Source organism: Polynucleobacter sp. MWH-Aus1W21, assembly GCF_018687275.1.
Taxonomy (GTDB): Bacteria; Pseudomonadota; Gammaproteobacteria; order Burkholderiales; family Burkholderiaceae; genus Polynucleobacter.
In genome coordinates, this window is the sequence record NZ_CP061287.1 from 1,495,521 (window position 1) to 1,514,803 (window position 19,283).

Consider the following 19,283-nt stretch of genomic DNA (forward strand, 5'->3'; position numbering starts at 1 on the left):
ATTGAGTAATCTCGCTTCATAACTTCTATCGGAGTACCTTGCTGTTAATGCTTATGGCTTTGACTTCCCATAGGCATTGGAGAAGAAGGTGCGCTTCCATTCATCATTTTTTGATGATCGCCCATCAACTGTTGGTGCATTGCAGGATCACAATGCTCATAGTCTTTTGACTCTCCCATTTGATGAGTGCCCGTACCCTTGTACCCAAGAATACTAGGGTCAGCCATACCAGCAATCATGGCAATGTGCCCAAATACCAAAAATAGAGCTACACATATCGCATGGATTTTGAGTTTACCCATTTGATCAAGTGCTTTATTAACAAGCCCTAATTCTTGTAAGGCAATCCAAATTAATGGAATACCAGCAATGACATAAGTAAATACCGCTATGACATCAATGATCGTTCTCCACTCACCCGCTTTGGTAATGGGGATGATGGCATTAGTCACAATGTAGTAAATGATGCCAATAAAGTAGATACCTACTGCGATGCCTGCAAATCGATTGAGGTAATAAACCGCCCCATCAAACTTTCGGGTAAACAGTAGATATAACTCTGTAATAGCCAAGGTCTCCGCCAGAATGACTGGGATGGCCATAAAGATAATTAAATTCCAAGGCTGATTAACAGCCAATAACTCCATGTAGTGAGTCATATTCATAGTATTTCTCCAAAATTAGTGTGTGATTAGCAATCACAAATCAAGCTCATGCGTAATGCAAATGGAGCTTAGGATTTTGGAGGCTTGTAGATGTAGTTGATCATCGGCTGAAGTGCCAATGAAGAATAGCTAGAGACTGGTATTGCATTGAAATCCGCAGGAGCCATTACTGCAAAGGGGGAAATAAATACCAATCCTAAGCAGCATTGATAGCTATCACCATGACAAGGCTGCTTGCTATTGCTGTCCGATGCATTGCTAGCCACATCATCACAATGGTGTGCTGAGTTATCAGCTACAGCAACTTGATGATGTGCTTGGGTAACTGATGATTGAGAAACAGGTTGCTCAATAGGCATCACTGCCGCATGAATCAAGCTGGCAAATAGGCTTAGGCAAAGAGCAATGCATATCTTTCTCATTCTTTAATTTTATGCCTATTTGGTGGCTTTGTCGCTTGAGGTGATATCGCCATATATGGCAGATAATGCTTGTTGAGAGCTTATTGCCACTGAACTTACTGGGTAAGACTAGGAACAGCTCCTGTCAGGATCATATAAAAGTAGTAGATAGAGCCTAGAACAAGCAAGAGCCCGATCAAATACTGAGGAAACCGAATCGCCTCTTCTGGCAGGCCCTGCTTTTTACCTGTCACCATAGATCTCACTAGATTCTCTTTTTGGAGCAAGCTCATAATGATCGCAGCGGCAACGTGAACCACAACTACCGCTAAGGCTAAGCTGGCGATTGTTTCATGCGCTTCTCCCATTAAGTCGCCTAAAAATTCTTTCACACTGAAGTAGCCAGTGAGGCCTATTAATAGAATCAATAGCATGAGGCCAATCATGACAATGCCGCCTACTGGGTTGTGCCCAGGGGTGCTGTGTTGATCACCGCTTAAAAGACCCTTGGCATGCTTCATCATTTCTGCAGGACCCTTAAGAAATTGGGTAAAGCGAGCATATCTTGTACCCGCTATTCCCCAGAACAGTCTGAAGAGTACCAATGCGCAAGCCGAATAGCCAAAAGCATAATGAATCATCTGCAGGCGCTCACTCTCAGAGGTGAGCCATGCACCAGCAAAGCAAATCACTAGCAGCCAATGAAAAACCCGCGTGGGGATATCCCACACCAAGATAGTTTGTTTAGCACTCATTTGGCGGGTATCGATATGTTCTTTTCACTAAAGATACCTTCAGCTGCGGTGGTGTGACAGGCTCCACAGTTAGCTGGGCTTTTAACGCCCGCTCTCTTCCAAACATCGGCCTTGATCTCATCATGCTTACGAATAAACCAAGAAGTTTTGGTGATGCGATTTTCTGGGGCTACTACGTTATATTTTTGCTTAGTGGCAGCATTATTCTGCAGCCAGACAGAGATTTCTTTTTGATCCTTTGCATCAAGGCTTGCATCAGTACCAAAGTGCTTATTCAATCCACTCATGATGTTTTGCCAACTCTTGTCACCAAGCAATCCTGGTGGGTAGGCCATATGACAGCTGGCACACTCGGCTTCATAGGACTTAGGCATATCTGATGGAATAGGCATCTTTGCCGCAAAGGCTGGAACAACCGCCAAAACAGCTGCTATTAATGTAAAGAAGTTTTTCATGAATGTCTCATTTAATGGTCATTAGCCAGGCAAGAACATCCGCCTTTTCTTGAGCGGTACAGTCGTGCCCCAGGACATCATTGCAGTTACGCTTAAACCACTTTTCCGCCTTAGCTTCATCCGTAAAACGTGCTGGATTAGCGTTGGGTGATAGAGGCTTAATGACCTTGCCGGTAACAATGTGCTTAGTATCGTGATTGGGTGGGTTTTCGTGGCAAGAAGCGCAACTCCACTCTTTACCATGCTTGGCATTAAAAAACTGCTCACCTCTGGCTGGAGATGCTTTGCCAGACTGGTACTCATAGGTCTTTAAAAGATCCTGTGGCGTTGCGGCATTCGCAAAACTAGATAAACCCAGAGATACGGCTAATAAACAAATTCTAATTACTGTTAATTCTTTATTCATCCTTCAAGTATGCGCCCTTAGGATGGCTAGACTGAATACATTACGAAATTACTCGGGATTGATGGAATGATTATCAATTAGCCTCTCTCTTTGATTGACAACAAATATCTATATTAATTATTTAGTTGCATAGCTAACCATTTGGTATTACACTACTCTTATGTTTGAACAATGCCTCTACTTCAATACCACCAGCCTAGCCCGTCAGCTAGAGAGAGAATGGACTGCTGCATTCAAGCCATTTGGCTTAACCCCATCACAGGCATTTATGTTGAGGGTAGTTTTGGATAAAGCACCTCTTTTACAAAGTGAGCTTGCTGCACAAATGAATATCAGTCGCCCTACTGCCACTAGAGGCTTGGATGGATTAGAGCGTTTGGGCTTAGTTAAGCGAGTTACCTCTGAGCGAGATGGTCGAGAGCAAGAAATCCATCCGACCAAGAAAGCTTCTGACATGAAAGAGGCTATTAATGCTGCCAGCGGTGCCGTTACTAAACGCCTTAAAAAGTCATTAGGTAGCAACCATTTTGAAGAAGTTGTTGGACAACTACGTGGAATTAGCTCTGCCTTGAAGTAATTGGGGCTTTTTTATTTCTTTAATAGTTGCATAGCTAACTTGTTTTGTTATCTTTTATTTAGTTTTTGCTGTTCCGTTGTTTGCTTTTCTGTTGTTTTATTTGTTGTTTATCAAAGGAGAAGGTCATGCCAATTTTGAATGTGAAAGTCAGTGGGCAAAAGAATGTTGCTACCACCAAAGCCATTAATGAACTATTACTAGATCTCACCCACCGTATATTGGGTAAGAAAAAAGAAGTAACCTCGATTGCGATTGAGTACGTAGACCCCGATTGTTGGTTTGTCGGGGGCAAACTCTTGAGCGAGCAAGATAAGAGTAGTTTTTACTTCGATATTAAGGTTACCGATGAAACTAATACCAAGGATGAGAAAGCTCAGTACATTGAAGAAGCATTTTCAGGCTTCGAACGAATCCTAGGCAGCCTTCATGAAGAGAGTTATATCTACGTTCAGGATGTGAGGGCTACTAGTTATGGTTATGGCGGCAAGACTCAGGAATACCGATACCACCAATAAACTTAGCATCATCGAATTTATATAAGCGAATTGAAAAAGCCCCTGAACTTTCATTCAGGGGCTTTTTGTTTTTTCTACTTCAAGGGATTGCTTATTTGATGTATCTCGTATAGATCACTTGCGTTCCATCACGTGAGCAACCTTTGGCAACCAATTCATCATAGAGTTTTTTTGCTAAGGCTAGTGCCGGCAATTCCAGTTTGACCTTATCAGCCTCTTCTAATGCGATGCCCAAGTCTTTTAAGAAGTGCTCTACATAGAAACCTGGAGCGTAGTCACCGACAATCATCTTCGCGCCCAGATTGAGCAACTGAAAACCAGATGCAGCACCGCCGCCAATAGATTCCATTACTGTTTGAGGATTGAGGCCAACTGATTTAGCGTAGCCCAGACCTTCACCTACACCCATGATGGTTCCAGCGATCACAATCTGATTACACATCTTGGTATGTTGTCCAGCACCTGGACCACCTTGCAATACTACATTGGTGCCCATGATTTTGAGAACTGGTAGTACTGCATCAAAGTCTGCCTGCTTGCCACCCACCATGATGGAAAGTTTGGCATTACGTGCACCGATGTCTCCACCAGAAACTGGTGCATCCAAACTATGGCAACCACGCTTTTCTGCTTCTTCTGCAATTCTCTTTGCTAGAGATGGGCTGGAAGTTGTCATATCGATGAGATAGGCATTCTTGGCGCGATCCAAAATATTGCCAGCGCCAAAATAAACTTGTTCTACATCGGATGGGTAACCCACCATCGTGATGATGACATCAGACTCAGCAGCAAGATCGCCAATGGTGTCAAACCACTTAGCGCCTTTAGCAACCAAATCATTGGTCTTGGCTTTTGAGCGATTAAATACATTTAAAGGGTGACCAGCAGCCAATAAATGCCCTGCCATGCTTTGACCCATGATGCCTAGGCCAATAAAGCCTACTCTTAATTTATTACTCATTTGTTTCGTCCCTTTTGTAGTATTTTTTTAGTTAATTTCTGTATCTATTGATTATATTGTTCTACAGGGAGTTGGTGTTTATTCGTCCCAGGGGAAGCGCGCGCGGGATAGATCTTCCATGATTTCGCGCTTACTCTTACCCGCTTTTCTGGAGCTATACGAGCTTTGTTGATTTTCACCCTGCTGGTCAGGGGTATCTGCTTGCTCTTGTCCTAACTCTTCCGTCTTTGGAGCTTCTTTTTCAGGATCTGTATTCGAGTGGTTGGCCATGATTAAATAAGCTCAGAAATTTCAATGAGGTTTTGATCTGGATCGCGCACATACACAGAGTTAATCTTCTGTGTTGCTCCGGTACGGATCACAGGACCCTCGATAATTGGCCATGCTTCAGCTTTGAGCTTTTCAATCACCTGCACTAGTGGGCGATCAGCAATAAAACAAAGATCCAATGCTCCGGGTGTTGGAATATCAGCCTTGGGCTCAAACTCTTTGCCCTTAATGTGCAAGTTGATCTTTTGATTGCCGAACTTAAATGCCTTACGCTCGACTGGCGGAGTGCCGCCAATAAAAGACTCCAGTTTCATCCCCATAACGCGGGTATAAAAATCGACGCACTCAACTTCTTTTGCAGTAGTGAGCACTAAGTGATCTAAATGGTCAATCATGATTTATTCCTTCTGCTTATTGAGTACGACGTAATTCATCTACGTAGCTTGGCACTGGATGTAATGTGTATGTACTTCCTGCCTTAGCCACCTGACCTGGAACCTCATGCCCGACAATCTTTGGCAACTCTTTAGCAAGCTGCAATAACTTCGGAATACTCATTCCAGTGTCATAGCCCATCGCATCAAGCATATGAATGGCGTCTTCACTAGAGATGTTGCCGCTTGCTCCCGGTGCATATGGGCAACCACCAAGACCGCCTAAGGAACCATCAAAGCGCACAATGCCAGATTGCACTGCAGCCAGAACATTGGCTAAGCCCATGCCTCTGGTGTTATGGAAATGCAAGGTCAGCTGCAAATTAGGAAAACGTTTTTGCAACGCCTCACTCATCTGTTTAACTTGGACGGGATTGGCCATACCCGTTGTATCGCAAATCGTCAGCCCTCTTACACCGAGATCAGCAAAGCGTTGTGCAAATTGCTCAACCACAGCTTGAGGAACCTCACCCTCCATAGGACAACCAAAGCATGTCGATAGAGAAACATTAATTGGTGTTCTGCCATCAACATATTTAATCACTTCAGCAAGCCCCGAAAAGCTTTTCTCTCTACCCATTCTCAAATTGGCTAAGTTATGCGTCTCTGAAGTCGATATCACGAGATTGAATTCATCAGCCTTCGACTCAAAGGCGCGCTCTGCACCTCTTAAATTGGGCACCAAAACGGTGTACTCCACTCCTGGCACCCGCTTTATACGACCCATCACCTCCTCTGCATCACGCAGCATCGGAATTGCCTTAGGCGAAGTAAATGAGGTCACCTCAATTTTGGCAAATCCGCATTCGCTCAACTCATCAACCAACTTCACCTTATCGTCTGTTGGCACAAAGTTAGCTTCAATCTGCAAGCCATCCCTCATTACTACGTCATTAAAATAAATTCTGGTCATTTTTTCTCTTTGCTTTTCTCTTTGCTTTTTTCTTTGCTTATTCTCTTTAGTTATTTTTTCTTTTTTACTTTATTTTTGTTTTCTTAGTTTTCTTTTCTTGTTTTTACTTTTTTAGTTTTCTTTACTTCGTAAATGCAATGCCGCGCTCTTTTAAGGACGCAACTTGATCATTGGTTAATCCGATGCTCATCAGAATCTCATCAGTGTTCTGGCCTATGTCTGGGGCAAGTGTCTTAATCGATCCGGGGGTACGAGATAGCTTAGGAATCACTCCAGGCACATCTACCTTGGTTCCATCTTGCATCTGAATAGTCTGAATGTTTCCCCTGGCTTTGTAATGAGGATCGCTAGCGATATCAGCAACGGTATAAATTCTGCCGGCCGGTACTGCAACAGAGTCCAGCATCTCTAATGCCTTCGTAGTACTGACTGTCTTAGTCCACTGCCCAATCGCTTGATCTAGTTCGGCTACACGCTTAACGCGACCATCGTTATTTTCTAGCTGGGGATCATTACCTAAGTCATCTCGACCGATGACGGTCATGAGGCGTTTAAAAATACTGTCACCATTACCAGCAACCAATACGTAACCACCATCAGCACATTGATAGGCGTTGGTTGGCGCTATACCCGGCAAGGCACTGCCGGCTGCCTGGCGCACTTCACCAAAAGCGCTGTACTCAGGCAGCAAGCTTTCCATACAGTTAAATACAGCCTCATATAAAGCGATATCAATGATTTGGCCTTTGCCGCTATTGTGTCGCTCTTGCAGTGCCAACAAAATTCCAATCACGCCATGCAAAGAGGCTAAGGTATCGCCAATACTGATGCCCACACGAACTGGCACTCTGCCAGGCTCAGCGGTGAGATGACGTAAGCCACCCATGGCTTCTGCTACAACACCAAATCCAGGCTTATCTTTATAAGGGCCAGTCTGACCGTAACCGCTAATACGCAGAACAATCAGTTTAGGATTGAGCTCGAGTAATTTTTCTGGATCAAGACCCCAGCCTTCTAATGTTCCAGGGCGAAAGTTTTCAATTAGTACGTCCGCTTCTTTGAGTAGGGTTCTAACAATGTCTTGAGCTTCTGCCTCTCTCAAATCCAAAGAGAGTGAACGCTTATTGCGCGATTGCACCTGCCACCAAATTGATGTGCCATCTTTTAACAGTCGCCATTTACGCAAAGCATCACCAACCTTGGGCGGCTCGATCTTAATGACATCAGCTCCAAAATCTGCCAATGTTTTAGCAGCAAATGGCCCAGCAATAAGCTGCCCCATCTCCACTACCTTTAACTTTGCTAACGGCTCCATACACTCCCCTGAATTACTTTTATGACAATTTACCCTTCTTCAGAAAGGCTGAAAATTGCTATTTATAGGCATATCCTTCTCATTTTGCGAAGGTATGGGTAGAATTACCTCATGAAATCCCCGCTAAACCCCGCCAGAGTCGACTTTGTTACCCTCAAGCTATTCTGCGCCATTGTTCAATCTGGCAGCATTACCAAGGGCGCAAGTGAATGCAACCTAGCCCTTTCAGCAGCCAGTAGACGGATATCTGAATTTGAAGAAACTGTCGGCATGGCCCTCCTGGATAGATCGGTCAAAGGGGTCACACTGACACATGCAGGTCACGCAGTCATGCAGCATGCTTTGAGATTGTTTCAAGGTTTTGAACAATTGAGTAATGAGTTGGGTGAATATTCCAAAGGCGTCAAAGGTCATGTGAGACTTTGGGCCAATATGTCTGCTCTAACGGAGTTTCTGCCATCAGCTTTAGCAAGCTTTTTAAAAGACTACCCAGAAATACAAGTCGAAGTAGAGGAGCAACTCAGCGGCGACATCGTGAGAGCACTCATGGATGGTATTGCCGATATCGGCGTTTTTGCTGAAGGGCCTATAACCACCGGACTAGAAACTCACATTATGGGCAAAGACCAGTTGGTGATTGCCTGCAGTAAAGACCACCCTCTCAGCAAAAGAAAAAGTATTTCATTTGAAGAGTGTCTTCAATATGATTTTGTAGGGCTGAATCGAGGAAGCTCCCTACTAGAGCTCACATCTCGCAGCGCCGAGAAGTTGGGCAAGCAAATGAGTTTACGGATTCAGGTGCGTAGCTACGATGCGATGTGCCAAATGATTGCTGTCAATTTGGGCATTGGCGTATTACCTATCCAGGCCTGCGCCGCTCAAATTAAGGCTATGGGCTTGAAGCCAGTTCAATTAGAAGATGCGTGGGCAAAACGCAACTTATTAGTGGCAACTAAGGCGGGGATTAACCATTCCCCAGCGACCAAACTACTCAGCCAGCATTTACTGGGCAAACAGAACTCTATGTAAATTCTTGAGTGAATTTATCAAGCGCTCATTTGCATGACATGCCATACAAATAGGCATAAGATGAACTTATGACCATTATCTTTCTACTACTCTCCCCAGCATTATTTGCTTTGTTTTGGATTATTCGATTTCAGATCTGCAGTGCTCGTCGTAGGCGCCTTGTAGATACCTATGGGATTGACTCCAAAAAGCTTAGAAAACTGAGCTGCAGGCAAGTCACCAATCTTCGCAAGCAGATCGAAGAATTTGAGGAAAAGAAGGATGCCTTTGGCCTTGAAGCAGCTGTTCGGCCATACAGGCCATAAGGTAGCCTGAAACCATTGTAGGCACTCTATATTTAACTTAAACTGAGTAAAGAATTCATAAATAACGAAAGGGTAAAAATGAAAGTACTACTTCCTGTGGATGGCTCTAAATCCTCATTGAATGCCGCTAAATATGTGGCCAAAATGGCTAAGAATTCCCGCAGCCCTGTAACGGTGACCCTAGTAAGCGTCCACGATGACATTGGCCTTGGACACGTTAAGCAATTCGTGGCGAAAAGCGTAGTGGATGATTACCTACGTGAAGTGAGCGAAAAAGAATTAAAACCAGCGCAGAAAGTATTAGATGCTGCCAAAGTTAAACACAATATGGCTATTAAGCGCGGTCAAATCTCAGAAGAAATCATTGCTTTGGCTAATAAAGACAAAGTTGACATGATTGTGATGGGCGTTAAAGGCCGTAGCGGCATCCTGGATGTTCTGGTTGGCTCAGTTGCTCAGCGCGTTTCTAGCTCAGCAAAGCAACCTGTTTTATTGGTAAAGTAATTTCAGCATTTTTCGCATCTTGCTTAGTTGGTTGCCACCGGCAACCAACTGCCCTGATCACACCATTATTCCTACGCGCTAGCCCCTCGAGAGACTCTTGATTGCAAAACAGATGGTGAAGATAAATCCTAATCGTTCTACCTTGGTTTTAATCGACTTACAAAGTCGATTAATGCCTGCCATACATCAAGGAGAAGAGGTTCTTAAGCAATGCATCAAGATCGCTAAAATTGCCAAACTTCTAGATATTCATGTTGTTGGCACTGAACAAAGTCCACAAAGTCTGGGGCATAACGTTGATGTAATCACCAAGTTATGCAAAACCACCGTAGCAAAAGATCGCTTTGATGCTTGCCAGGATGGGCTCATCAATGCGCTATCTAAAAATAGAGAGCATCTGATTCTTGCCGGATGTGAAACACACGTATGTGTAATGCAAACCGCCTTAGAGCTAGTGCGGCAGAACTTCAAAGTTTCTATTTTGGTAGATGCGGTTGGGTCACGTAGATCCCTGGATCGAGACATTGCCCTTCATCGTCTTGGCTCGTCTGGAGCAACACTTCTTACTACTGAGATGCTAGCCTTTGAATGGCTAGGAAACGCCTCTAATGAATCCTTTAAGGATGCGTTAGCAATTATTAAATCTTAGGTTTGGCTTAACCTGGTTAGCTGACTTTTTTAGCTAACTCAGGCAGTTGATTTAGCAATAAAGAATGCTTTTGGTACTGGAGTACACCAAACTACGCCATCCCCCACTTGTCCCGTCTGACATACCGTCACAATTCGATCCATCAGCACTTCAGCAACTTCATCATTGCAAATAATCTCAACACGTACTTTTGCTGAGTAGTCAGTCAACTCATCTTTGATATTTGCTTTACTGGTTTTGGACGGCGCACTACAGCCTTCCACCTTAGCGACCGTCATTCCCGGAAATCCAGGAGTCTCCATCAGAGCTGTTCGTAAAGCAGGTAATTTACTGGGGCGAATAACCGCCTTCACTTCCATCATGCTTCCACCTCTTTGTCTTCAAACCATCTATATAGAACAGGTAACACTAATAAAGTCAGCGCTGTTGAGGTGATTAATCCTGCAATCACCACAGCCGCCAGGGGACGAGTCACTTCTGATCCAGGGCCACCTGAGAACAGCATTGGCACCAGAGCCAGCATCGCCACTGATGCCGTCATCATGACCGGTCTAAACCGGTGACCGCAACCATGAAGGAGCGCATCTTCCATACTGTAACCATCTTCACGTAACTGCTTAATAAAGGAGATCAGCACCACACCATTTAGCACGGCGATTCCCCACAAGTTAATAAATCCTACCGCAGCAGGCACCGAGAGGTACTCACCTGTAATGAATAAACCAAACACGCCGCCAATCGATGCAAATGGCAGAACCAAAATAATGAGGCCTGCCAAACGAAGCGACTTAAACAACATAAACAATAAGAAGAATATGGCCAAGACCGTCAAAGGAATGATGATCATCAGGCGAGCCATCGCTCTTTGCATGTTTTCAAACTGACCACCCCATTGCAAGGTATAGCCTTGAGGTAATTCCACATTCTTGGCAATCAACTCTTGGGCCTCTTTTACAAATCCACCCAAGTCGCGCCCTTCCACATTCACACCAACAACCAAGCGACGCTTACCAGACTCACGGGAGATCTGGGCTGGACCTTCTACTAAGGAAATTTCAGCCAAGTCACGCATCAATACTTGGGCACCATCCGGAGAATGCAAAATAATATTTTCAATGGCGTCAATATTATTTCTGTAAGGACTTGGATAGCGCAGCACCAATGGGAAGCGACGCTCTCCCTCATAGATAATGCTGGCCTGCTTACCGCCGATAGCCGTTTCAATAACTTCATTCACATCGGAAACATTGATACCGTAGCGTGCAATCGCATCACGATCAATTTTGATGTTGAGATAGTTCTGACCAGACGCCTGCTCAATACGTAAGTCGTTGCTACCCTTCATCTTGGTCAGGATTTGACCAATTTGCGAACCGAGTTTTTGCAAGACAGGTAATTCATCACCAAAGATTTTGACCGCTACTTGTGAGCGCACACCAGAAACCATCTCATCCACCCTAGCTGCAATCGGTTGGGAGATTGCTAATTCAATTCCGGGTAAGGTTTTGAGCTTCTCACGAATTTGTTGTGCGATTTCTTCCTGGCTTAAATCTCTATCTCCTAAGGGCTTGAGAGTCACGATCGGATCCGACTCATTCGGCTGACCTGGATCTGCAGGAGACTCGCCTTTACCAAGTCGAGAAACAGCCATCTCGACGCCAGGAATAGTCATGATGCGTTTAATCGCCTCAAACTCTAATTTAATAGACTCGTCTAATGAAATATTCGGCGCACGAACAATCACCGGGGTGATGGAGCCTTCTTGCATGACCGGAATAAAGGCCTTACCGAGCATGACAAACCCAACCAAGCTAATACCTAGAGCAATGATGGCGCGCTTGACCACTAATTTAGGGTTAGCTAAACACCAATACAACCAACGCTCGTAGGGAGCGCGCATTTTTTGAACTATCTTAGTGTCATCCTCGCCGCCGCCCTTCAAGATGTAGGAACATAAGACTGGCGATAAAGTAAATGACAGAATCAAAGAGATCGTTAAGGCGATAGCAATCGTTATCGCCATCGGTGCAAACATCTTGCCTTCCATGCCCTCGAGTGAAAGTAACGGCATAAATACCAGAATGATGATGCCCACACCAAAGAGCACGGGTTTACCAACTTCTGATGCCGCCTCTAAGATGATCCTGTTTTTGGATTCACCACCTTTAAGACGTTCTCCCAATTTCGCGAAGGTGTTCTCCACTACCACTACAGAGCCGTCCACCATAATGCCGATCGCAATGGCTAGACCACCCAAGGACATCAGGTTCGCTGAAATACCATAACGGTTCATGACTAAGAAGGTAAGCAATGGCGTGAGGAGCAGTGTGGCAACCACAATCAGAGATGAGCGCACATCCCCCAAGAAGAGGAATAGCAAAATAATCACCAGGATTACGCCTTCAACCAGCACTTTTGCCACGTTGAACATAGCGGCATTCACCAAATCGGTACGGTCGTAGAAAGGCACGATCTGCAAACCATCTGGTAGCAACTTACCTTCGTTAATTTCTTCAACTTTGAGCTTAATGCGATTGACTACATCTCGTGCGTTACCGCCACGGATCATCTGAATAATGCCAGCAACACTTTCTGTGTAGCCATTCTTAATAGCAGCACCCTGACGAATCTCGCTACCAATTGTCACTTCGGCTACGTTCTTCACGTATACCGGAATACCCTTCACTTCTTTTAGAATAATCTTGCCAATATCTTCTGGCTTAGTAATTAAGCCTAAGCCACGAATCAGATAGCGCTCTGCATACGTTGGCAACTGACCGCCACCGGAGTTGGCATTATTTCTAGCAAGTGCTTGGTACACTTCTTGCAAGCTAATTTGATAGTGACGCAAGCGCTCAGGATTCACCAAGACTTGATACTCTCTGGCGTAACCACCTTGCGTATTAATCTCGGCTACACCAGGAATAGAGCGCAGCATTGGACGCACAATCCAATCTTGCACTGCACGTCGATCAGAAAGCTCGTCCACTGAAAGCTCACGATCTCGGTCGGATGGATGATCTATTGTGTACTGATATACCTCACCCAAACCTGTAGATGGAGGCGCCAATACAGGAGTGATACCTACCGGCATTCTTGAAGCAACCTCAATTAATCGCTCTGTAACTAATTGACGAGCAAAGTAGATATCGGTTTTTTCAGTAAACACTAAGGTAATTACGGAAATGCCATTACGGTTCAAAGAGCGCATCTCTATTAAACCTGGCAAACCGGTCATCGCCAATTCAATAGGAATGGTTACAAAACGCTCAACCTCTTCCGGAGATTTTCCAGGGGCTTCTGCAGCAACCTGAACTTGAACGTTCGTTACGTCCGGAAATGCATCAACAGACAGTCGTTTGGTAGCCAAAAGTCCGGCAACGAGCAATACGATGGCAATAATTACCACCAATAGGCGTTGCTGTAACGAGAGGCGAACGATTCTTTCAATCATCTACTTATCCACCACTCAGCTGACGCTTACGCTCTGTGTTTAAGTGATAAGCACCTTCAATAGCAATCTCTTGACCCTCTTTGAGACCCGATATCACCGGACGATATCCTTTGCCCTCTGGACCGAGCTTGACAGCCACCATACGATAAGTGTCATCATCCAATCTCACAAAAACGTGGTCATGGTTATCTTCTCGAACGATGGCGCCTAAGGGCACAACCAACTTCTCAACCGGCTGACTCTCAATCAACATGGTTGCCAACATACCAGGCTTAATTGAGCCATTATTATTAGGCAAATCCATACGAACGACCACTGTACGAGTCTGGGGATTTACGATCGAATCAACGTGGGCAATGACGCCTTCAATCTCTTGATTTCTAAGTGCAGGAATGATGACCGAAGCCTTTTGTCCTTTTTGCATCAGATAGGAGTTACTCTCAGGTACCTCAGAAACAGCCCACAGGGTACTCAGATCAGCCACTGTAAATAATGCATCGGAAGGTTGTACAACCTGACCGCGATTAATCTTTCGCTCGACAATCTCACCGGGAATTGTGGCAATCACATTATTAATGGATTCAATCACACCAGATTTGGCAAGCTTATCAATGTTTGCTTGATCCATCCCCTGAACTTTTAATTGATCATTCGCAGCACGAAACTCTGCCTTAGCACTACTCGCCTCGGCTTCGCGCCTTTGCAGCTCTGCAAGAGCAATCACATCCTCTTTATAGAGAATTTTTGCGCGATTAGCGGCTTGATCAGCCAGTTGACTTGCGCTCTTCGCTTTTAAGTAAGCTAGTTGCGATTGAGTTAATTCAGTAGAGGTAATTTTCGCCAGAATATCGCCTTGTTTTACTTGCTGACCCGGCACAGCGAGTATCTCAGATACGCGCCCCGTGACATTCGCGCCAATCCGCGCCAAAAAGCGCTCGTTGAAATCAATCCGGCCAGAAGCCCGCAACTCTTCCACAAAAGGAGACACTTGAACCTTGCCATCCGCAATCATCTTATGCAAATCTTCATTAACTACAACCATATTCGGGTCTTGCACTGATTTAACTGCAGGACTTCTATCAAATACGTTGAAGTAATTCAGGATGATGATGAATGCACAGAACCAAGGCAGATAAAACATGCCCTTTTTAAACCAATGCGGCGATTTGTCATAGCGGCCGGTAACGGCAGGCACGTGCTCTCCAAGCCATTGGTGGGCTTGTGCATACCACTGGTTCTGGGTCTGTAGAATTTGGCCGAATAATTCCTTCTTATGGAATTTAATCTTTCGCACCAAAAAGGTCTTCCAGACTTTTACCCTTTTCAGCATGGCTGCTAACTCTTGGTTCATTGCATTCCACTTTCTATCTTCGCAAGCCACTCTGGGCTCGCTCTTAATCTCTGAATCTCAGTTACCACAGAAGCCAAATCAAAACGTGCCTTAATCAAATCATTACGCGCTGCTCTAAATGTTCTTTGTGCATCCAAATACTCGAGCATGCCTCGCTCACCATAGCGATAAGAAACCTCAGCAATGCGACGCGCACTAGCCGCTAACTCGACCACTTCTGAGCTTAATATTTTGACTTGGTAACTAGTCATTTGATAAAGCTTATAAGCAGTTTCCATTTGCTGATCTAAAGTTTGGCTTTGTGCATTTAATTGATTCTTTGCTTTTGAAGCATTTGCTTCTGCTTCTGCAATCTGACCGCCCTTAAAGTCCCAAATCGGGATACTTACTTGCAAACCATAAAGGCGATCAGTGAAGTTAGGGTCGTTGTATTGAGATGCCTTAAATGCCAAGCGAGGCAAGCGCGAGTTCTTTTCAAAACTCAACTTAGATTCCGTTGCCTCAACCTCTGCCTTTGCCTTTTGTAGTTCTGGGCTTTGACTCTGAACCTCGTTTAACAATTGAGTTAATGATGGCAAGACCTCGGGTTTTGGCTGCTCCGCTACAACCGTAAAATCTGCAGGCAATTGATGGCCCACCACTTGGCGTAACTGACTACGAGCCTGCTCCACGCGTAACTTACTAGACTCTGCAGCAATTTGCGCGTTCAGAAACTCCGTTTGCACTCGAATCAACTCGAAGCGGGCTGTTTCACCAACGTCATACCGAATTTGCATACGATCACGAATCTGTTTCGTCAAACTCATATCCTCTTCGGCAGCTTTTTGTTCCGCTTCACGGCGCATGAGTTCGTAAAAGCGCTGCTGCACTCTCGAAATCGTCTCAACTTCAAAAGCAACACGCGTTGCTTCAGCTGCACGTAAATTTGCCTCGGCAGCATTTACCCTAGGGAAGCGGGTGTAAGGCATGTCCAATGGCTGAGTAACGGCCCATGATGAAACATTACCTACCGTCAAAGGACCGGTAGCCGATCGTTGCTGGCCTGTACTCACCTCAAACTCTGGATTAGGAATAGCTCTTGCTGTCGACAGCTGTCCTTTAATTGCCTTAGCTTGATCACGGGCAGCCAAGACTTGTGGACTTGACTCCAAGGAGATAGAGATCAAGTCATTGATAGTGAACGTTTTTTTAGATTGTGCACTGACATTTGTCACCATCAGGGTGCTAGCAAAAGTAATGACCAACCATCGGTACCGCGTCATACGTCCAACTTGCAAAGTATCTAAACGCAAATTATCCAACCAGCTAGGCGGAAGAGCAAGAAAATGTCCCCAATTTGGGGCATAACAAGGTAAAAAGATACCTGAACGAAGGTTTTTGAGGTGGAAAGTCAATATTTGGCCATTTAGAAAATAGTAAATGGTCTTGCCTTAAAAATTACTCACATACCGGGCGCGAAGGCCGTAATGACGATATGTGAGACCCATTAATGGGCAGGCTACTCCCCGTTTATTCATCTTATTAGATCACAGATAAGCGACAAAGCCATCTGCAAGCTCAAGCATACGCTCGGCCAGATAAGCGACCGTACTTCTGAGCCTTATTAAAAGCCTTTTGCATATGCTTATAGACTTTCTTTAAACCCATATCCAAAGCCGTTCTCCGGTCTCTTGCAGTGAAGCTCACCTCAATCTGCCGATTATCAAAAGTTTGCAATTCAATAATGCAGTTTTGATTACAGCCTGTTTTTGCCTGGGCTACAGAGGAATACTTCACTTTAATTTTTCTTACCAACCAAAAGAGTCTCTTCAGAGAGAACTTCACGCGATTCTCTGTGAATGTTTTAAATTCTGGTTCGATTTGTTCTTTTGTTTCCAATATGACATTCATGATTTATCTCCTTTGTTGAACATCTTGGATTAAATATAAGGCGATCTTTATTCTTAATAAAGCAGATGTTTATTGATAATAATTCTGTTATTTACTGAGTATTTATCTAAAAAAATGCCCTCGGGTAGAGGGCATAAAGAGAACCGCAGGATGTAAAACTAGTCAATTACTGCCGCCATTAAGGCGGTTGCTGCACCAGCGCCCAGTGCTGGGATACCCCAACGCTCAAGCGTAGATAAAGACTTGCCAGTGACTACCTCAACTGGAATATCACTGATTTCTAGTAGCTTGGCTGTTGTTGAATTCTCAAACAAGCGGCTGAGCGTATTTTTCTTAGCAGTGCCAATCACAATACGATTACAACCTAAGCGCTGCGCCTCATCTCGTAGAGCTTCCCCCTTATCGCCAGTCACATAAGTGAAGGAGAAATTCGCGCCAGCTTTCTCCAAAAATTCAGATGCTGACTTTGCGGCTGTTTGAGCACGCTCTGCTTGCCACTCATTAATGGTTTGTTTACTTAAAAACTTTCTGATGTGTGTGTACAGCGTGGGTTGAACATTACAGATATGAAAGTGTGTTTGACGATCATTGCCATACATATTCACTGCATGTTTCAAGGCCATTAATGCGTTACTAGAATCATCAACCGGAATTAGAACTTTGTTCATCACCTTTTCTCCTACGTTATAAGTCTGCTTATCGGATACCTCTGCATCAACTACAGCTGGCGCAATTGTCTCCTCCAACGCCAACCTACTCTTCATGAAACCACCAAACAGAACACCAAATATCACAAGGGCTTGGACAGCATACCCAAAGGCAGGGTTCTGGAATAACTGCATCTCCTTAACCATAGGCTCTGAGATCATCATCTTGGCGGCTGTCCAAGCCAGCACGCCAGCACCTATATAGGTAATAGATGGGTAGCGCTCAACCAGCTTCAGAATTTGTGTTGAACCCCAAATCACGATTGGAATGCTGATGAGTAAACCAAGCACTACCAATATATAACTTCCATGAGATGCACCTGCTACCGCCAAGACGTTATCTAAACCCATGACTGCGTCAGCAATCACAATGGTTTTCATAGCGCCCCAAAAACTAGTGGAAGCATTGTTATGACCACCATCCTCATCTTTTGCAGGGGTTAGAAGTTTGTAAGCAATCCAAACTAAGAGTAGACCGCCGATTAGCATCAAGCCAGGGATCTTTAGCAAGTACACCACCACCAGAGTCATTGCACTTCTGACTGCAATAGCGCCTACCGCTCCCCATACAATGGCTTTCTTTTGCAAGTGGGCCGGTAAATTTCTGGCAGCCATCGCAATTACAATAGCGTTATCGCCTGCCAAAACTAAATCAATCACCACAATCGCTAGTAGTGCCGAAAAAAACTCAGGGCTAAATAGTTCCAATTGAATACCTCTATCTGTTTAGATTAAATAAGCAGTACATGAAATGCCATGACTAACTATGGGGTTAATGTAGGCTTATTTGTATTTAGCTAAAAGCAGATATATATTGATAGTAATTTCGGAAAAAACTGAATATGGCTAATACCTATAACTATCGTCACCTTTATTACTTTTGGGTGGTTGCCAAAGAAGGCAGCATGTCTAAGGCAGCAGAACGCCTGGATATGGCTATACAAACAATTAGCGCTCAAGTACATGAATTAGAGAAATCGCTGGGGTACATGCTCTTTAAGCCAGCCGGGAGAGGAATCGCCCTCACTGAATCAGGGTTTGCAGCCTTAGAAATTGCTGATCAAATCTTTTCTATCGGAGAGAGACTGCCAGAAGCAGTGAGAGATGCCGCCAAGTCTCCTAAAACAAAAATTACGGTTGGCGTTTCTGATGGACTGCCGAAATTTGTTACCAGGCAAATGCTCGAGCCCATCTTGAAACACAAAGACGTTCAATTGATTGCGCATGAAGGGGAGTTTGATGATTTGCTGGCAGACCTCGCTTTGCATCGACTAGACATCGTATTAGCCGACCGCCCAGCTCCGAACAATAAAAATCTGAACGTCTATAGCGAAGAGTTAACAAAAACAGTTATCGCCTGGTATGCACCTAAGCAACTTTCCAAAAAAGCAAAAGGAAAGTTTCCGGAGTGCTTAAATGATCTGCCAGTACTGCTACCTACAGCACACTCCACTGTACGTCCACTGATTGATCAGTGGCTGAAAAAACACGACATTATTCCAAATATTGTTGGAGAGTTTGAAGATAGCGCCCTACTAAAGACCTTTGCTGCCAGTGGGCTTGGCATCTTTCCTGCAGGCAAACTGATTGAAAAAGATCTTAAAGATACCTATGGCATCGAATTGCTGGGCAGCTGTGATGACATATATGAATACTTTTATGCGATTCGCTCTGAGAAGAAAATCCAACACCCTCTTGTGCAGGCAATTATTAAACAAAAAAACTAA

Annotated in this window: 23 protein-coding genes and 1 pseudogene; 7 read left to right on the plus strand and 17 right to left on the minus strand. The window is 44.5% G+C overall.

The window, feature by feature from the left end; all coding sequences use genetic code 11:
• Positions 1-44: 44 nt before the first annotated feature.
• From ICW03_RS07685 to ICW03_RS07705, 5 genes are all read right to left on the minus strand, one after another.
• Positions 45-665 carry a DUF6803 family protein gene (locus ICW03_RS07685; protein WP_215347022.1) on the minus strand — a complete coding sequence of 207 codons (621 nt, stop codon included), beginning with the start codon at positions 663-665 and terminating at the stop codon, positions 45-47.
• Positions 666-733: 68 nt separating this feature from the next.
• Positions 734-1,087 carry a hypothetical protein gene (locus ICW03_RS07690; RefSeq protein WP_215347024.1) on the minus strand — a complete coding sequence of 118 codons (354 nt, stop codon included), beginning with the start codon at positions 1,085-1,087 and terminating at the stop codon, positions 734-736.
• 95 nt (positions 1,088-1,182) lie between these two features.
• Positions 1,183-1,821, minus strand: coding sequence for a cytochrome b/b6 domain-containing protein (locus ICW03_RS07695; protein WP_215347026.1), 639 nt, complete (start codon positions 1,819-1,821; stop codon positions 1,183-1,185).
• Positions 1,818-2,276 carry a diheme cytochrome c gene (locus tag ICW03_RS07700; protein ID WP_251374376.1) on the minus strand — a complete coding sequence of 153 codons (459 nt, stop codon included), beginning with the start codon at positions 2,274-2,276 and terminating at the stop codon, positions 1,818-1,820. The genes ICW03_RS07695 and ICW03_RS07700 overlap by 4 nt, the downstream gene beginning before the upstream one ends.
• Before the next feature lie 7 nt (positions 2,277-2,283).
• On the minus strand, positions 2,284-2,682 hold the full coding sequence (locus ICW03_RS07705; RefSeq protein ID WP_215347028.1) for a DUF1924 domain-containing protein: 399 nt from the start codon (positions 2,680-2,682) through the stop codon (positions 2,284-2,286).
• 160 nt (positions 2,683-2,842) lie between these two features.
• Between ICW03_RS07705 and ICW03_RS07710 the strand changes: the two genes are divergently transcribed.
• Positions 2,843-3,259, plus strand: a complete 417-nt coding sequence (locus ICW03_RS07710) for a MarR family winged helix-turn-helix transcriptional regulator (protein ID WP_215347030.1) — start codon at positions 2,843-2,845, stop codon at positions 3,257-3,259.
• Positions 3,260-3,384: 125 nt separating this feature from the next.
• A complete protein-coding gene (locus ICW03_RS07715; protein ID WP_215347032.1) occupies positions 3,385-3,774 on the plus strand; it encodes a 4-oxalocrotonate tautomerase family protein in 390 nt (129 codons plus the stop codon).
• 91 nt (positions 3,775-3,865) lie between these two features.
• On the opposite strand, the gene ICW03_RS07720 is transcribed toward ICW03_RS07715, so the two are convergent.
• The 5 genes from ICW03_RS07720 to ICW03_RS07740 form a co-directional block, all read right to left on the minus strand.
• The gene (locus ICW03_RS07720; RefSeq protein ID WP_215347034.1) at positions 3,866-4,735 is read right to left on the minus strand and encodes an NAD(P)-dependent oxidoreductase; all 870 of its coding nucleotides are present in this window, start codon (positions 4,733-4,735) and stop codon (positions 3,866-3,868) included.
• Positions 4,736-4,813: 78 nt separating this feature from the next.
• Positions 4,814-5,005, minus strand: a complete 192-nt coding sequence (locus tag ICW03_RS07725; RefSeq protein WP_215347036.1) for a hypothetical protein — start codon at positions 5,003-5,005, stop codon at positions 4,814-4,816.
• A gap of 2 nt (positions 5,006-5,007) precedes the next feature.
• Positions 5,008-5,400, minus strand: a complete 393-nt coding sequence (locus ICW03_RS07730) for a VOC family protein (protein ID WP_215347038.1) — start codon at positions 5,398-5,400, stop codon at positions 5,008-5,010.
• Between the two features lie 16 nt (positions 5,401-5,416).
• Complete coding sequence (locus tag ICW03_RS07735) at positions 5,417-6,352, minus strand: hydroxymethylglutaryl-CoA lyase (protein WP_215347039.1); 936 nt, start codon at positions 6,350-6,352, stop codon at positions 5,417-5,419.
• Between the two features lie 121 nt (positions 6,353-6,473).
• Positions 6,474-7,667 (minus strand): CaiB/BaiF CoA-transferase family protein, encoded by a 1,194-nt coding sequence (locus ICW03_RS07740; protein ID WP_215347041.1) that lies wholly within the window; start codon positions 7,665-7,667, stop codon positions 6,474-6,476.
• Positions 7,668-7,778: 111 nt separating this feature from the next.
• Between ICW03_RS07740 and ICW03_RS07745 the strand changes: the two genes are divergently transcribed.
• From ICW03_RS07745 to ICW03_RS07760, 4 genes are all read left to right on the plus strand, one after another.
• Complete coding sequence (locus ICW03_RS07745; RefSeq protein WP_215347042.1) at positions 7,779-8,696, plus strand: LysR family transcriptional regulator; 918 nt, start codon at positions 7,779-7,781, stop codon at positions 8,694-8,696.
• A 68-nt stretch (positions 8,697-8,764) separates the two neighbouring features.
• Positions 8,765-9,001, plus strand: coding sequence for a hypothetical protein (locus ICW03_RS07750; protein WP_068324192.1), 237 nt, complete (start codon positions 8,765-8,767; stop codon positions 8,999-9,001).
• 78 nt (positions 9,002-9,079) lie between these two features.
• Positions 9,080-9,505, plus strand: a complete 426-nt coding sequence (locus ICW03_RS07755; protein ID WP_068324195.1) for a universal stress protein — start codon at positions 9,080-9,082, stop codon at positions 9,503-9,505.
• Positions 9,506-9,602: 97 nt separating this feature from the next.
• Positions 9,603-10,154 (plus strand): isochorismatase family protein, encoded by a 552-nt coding sequence (locus tag ICW03_RS07760; protein WP_251374377.1) that lies wholly within the window; start codon positions 9,603-9,605, stop codon positions 10,152-10,154.
• A 38-nt stretch (positions 10,155-10,192) separates the two neighbouring features.
• Here the strand turns inward: ICW03_RS07760 and ICW03_RS07765 are convergent, their stop codons facing one another.
• From ICW03_RS07765 to ICW03_RS11630, 7 genes and pseudogenes are all read right to left on the minus strand, one after another.
• Positions 10,193-10,516, minus strand: a complete 324-nt coding sequence (locus tag ICW03_RS07765) for a P-II family nitrogen regulator (protein ID WP_068324201.1) — start codon at positions 10,514-10,516, stop codon at positions 10,193-10,195.
• A complete protein-coding gene (locus ICW03_RS07770; RefSeq protein ID WP_215347044.1) occupies positions 10,513-13,608 on the minus strand; it encodes an efflux RND transporter permease subunit in 3,096 nt (1,031 codons plus the stop codon). The genes ICW03_RS07765 and ICW03_RS07770 overlap by 4 nt, the downstream gene beginning before the upstream one ends.
• A gap of 4 nt (positions 13,609-13,612) precedes the next feature.
• Positions 13,613-14,959, minus strand: coding sequence for an efflux RND transporter periplasmic adaptor subunit (locus ICW03_RS07775; RefSeq protein WP_215347046.1), 1,347 nt, complete (start codon positions 14,957-14,959; stop codon positions 13,613-13,615).
• Positions 14,956-16,221: a TolC family protein gene (locus tag ICW03_RS07780; protein ID WP_150114267.1), complete on the minus strand. Its 1,266-nt coding sequence runs from the start codon at positions 16,219-16,221 to the stop codon at positions 14,956-14,958. Before ICW03_RS07780 ends, ICW03_RS07775 begins: the two co-directional genes overlap by 4 nt.
• 295 nt (positions 16,222-16,516) lie before the next feature.
• Entirely contained in the window at positions 16,517-16,849 is a 333-nt protein-coding gene (locus ICW03_RS07785; RefSeq protein ID WP_068324210.1) for a hypothetical protein, read from the minus strand.
• 158 nt (positions 16,850-17,007) lie between these two features.
• Positions 17,008-17,613 (minus strand): universal stress protein, encoded by a 606-nt coding sequence (locus tag ICW03_RS11625; protein ID WP_371819924.1) that lies wholly within the window; start codon positions 17,611-17,613, stop codon positions 17,008-17,010.
• Positions 17,596-18,264: pseudogene (locus tag ICW03_RS11630) on the minus strand (TerC family protein); the annotation flags it as partial. The pseudogene ICW03_RS11630 and the gene ICW03_RS11625, both read right to left, overlap by 18 nt.
• Positions 18,265-18,398: 134 nt before the next feature.
• On the opposite strand from ICW03_RS11630, the gene ICW03_RS07795 reads away from it, so the two are divergent.
• Positions 18,399-19,283 (plus strand): LysR family transcriptional regulator, encoded by an 885-nt coding sequence (locus tag ICW03_RS07795; RefSeq protein WP_068324214.1) that lies wholly within the window; start codon positions 18,399-18,401, stop codon positions 19,281-19,283.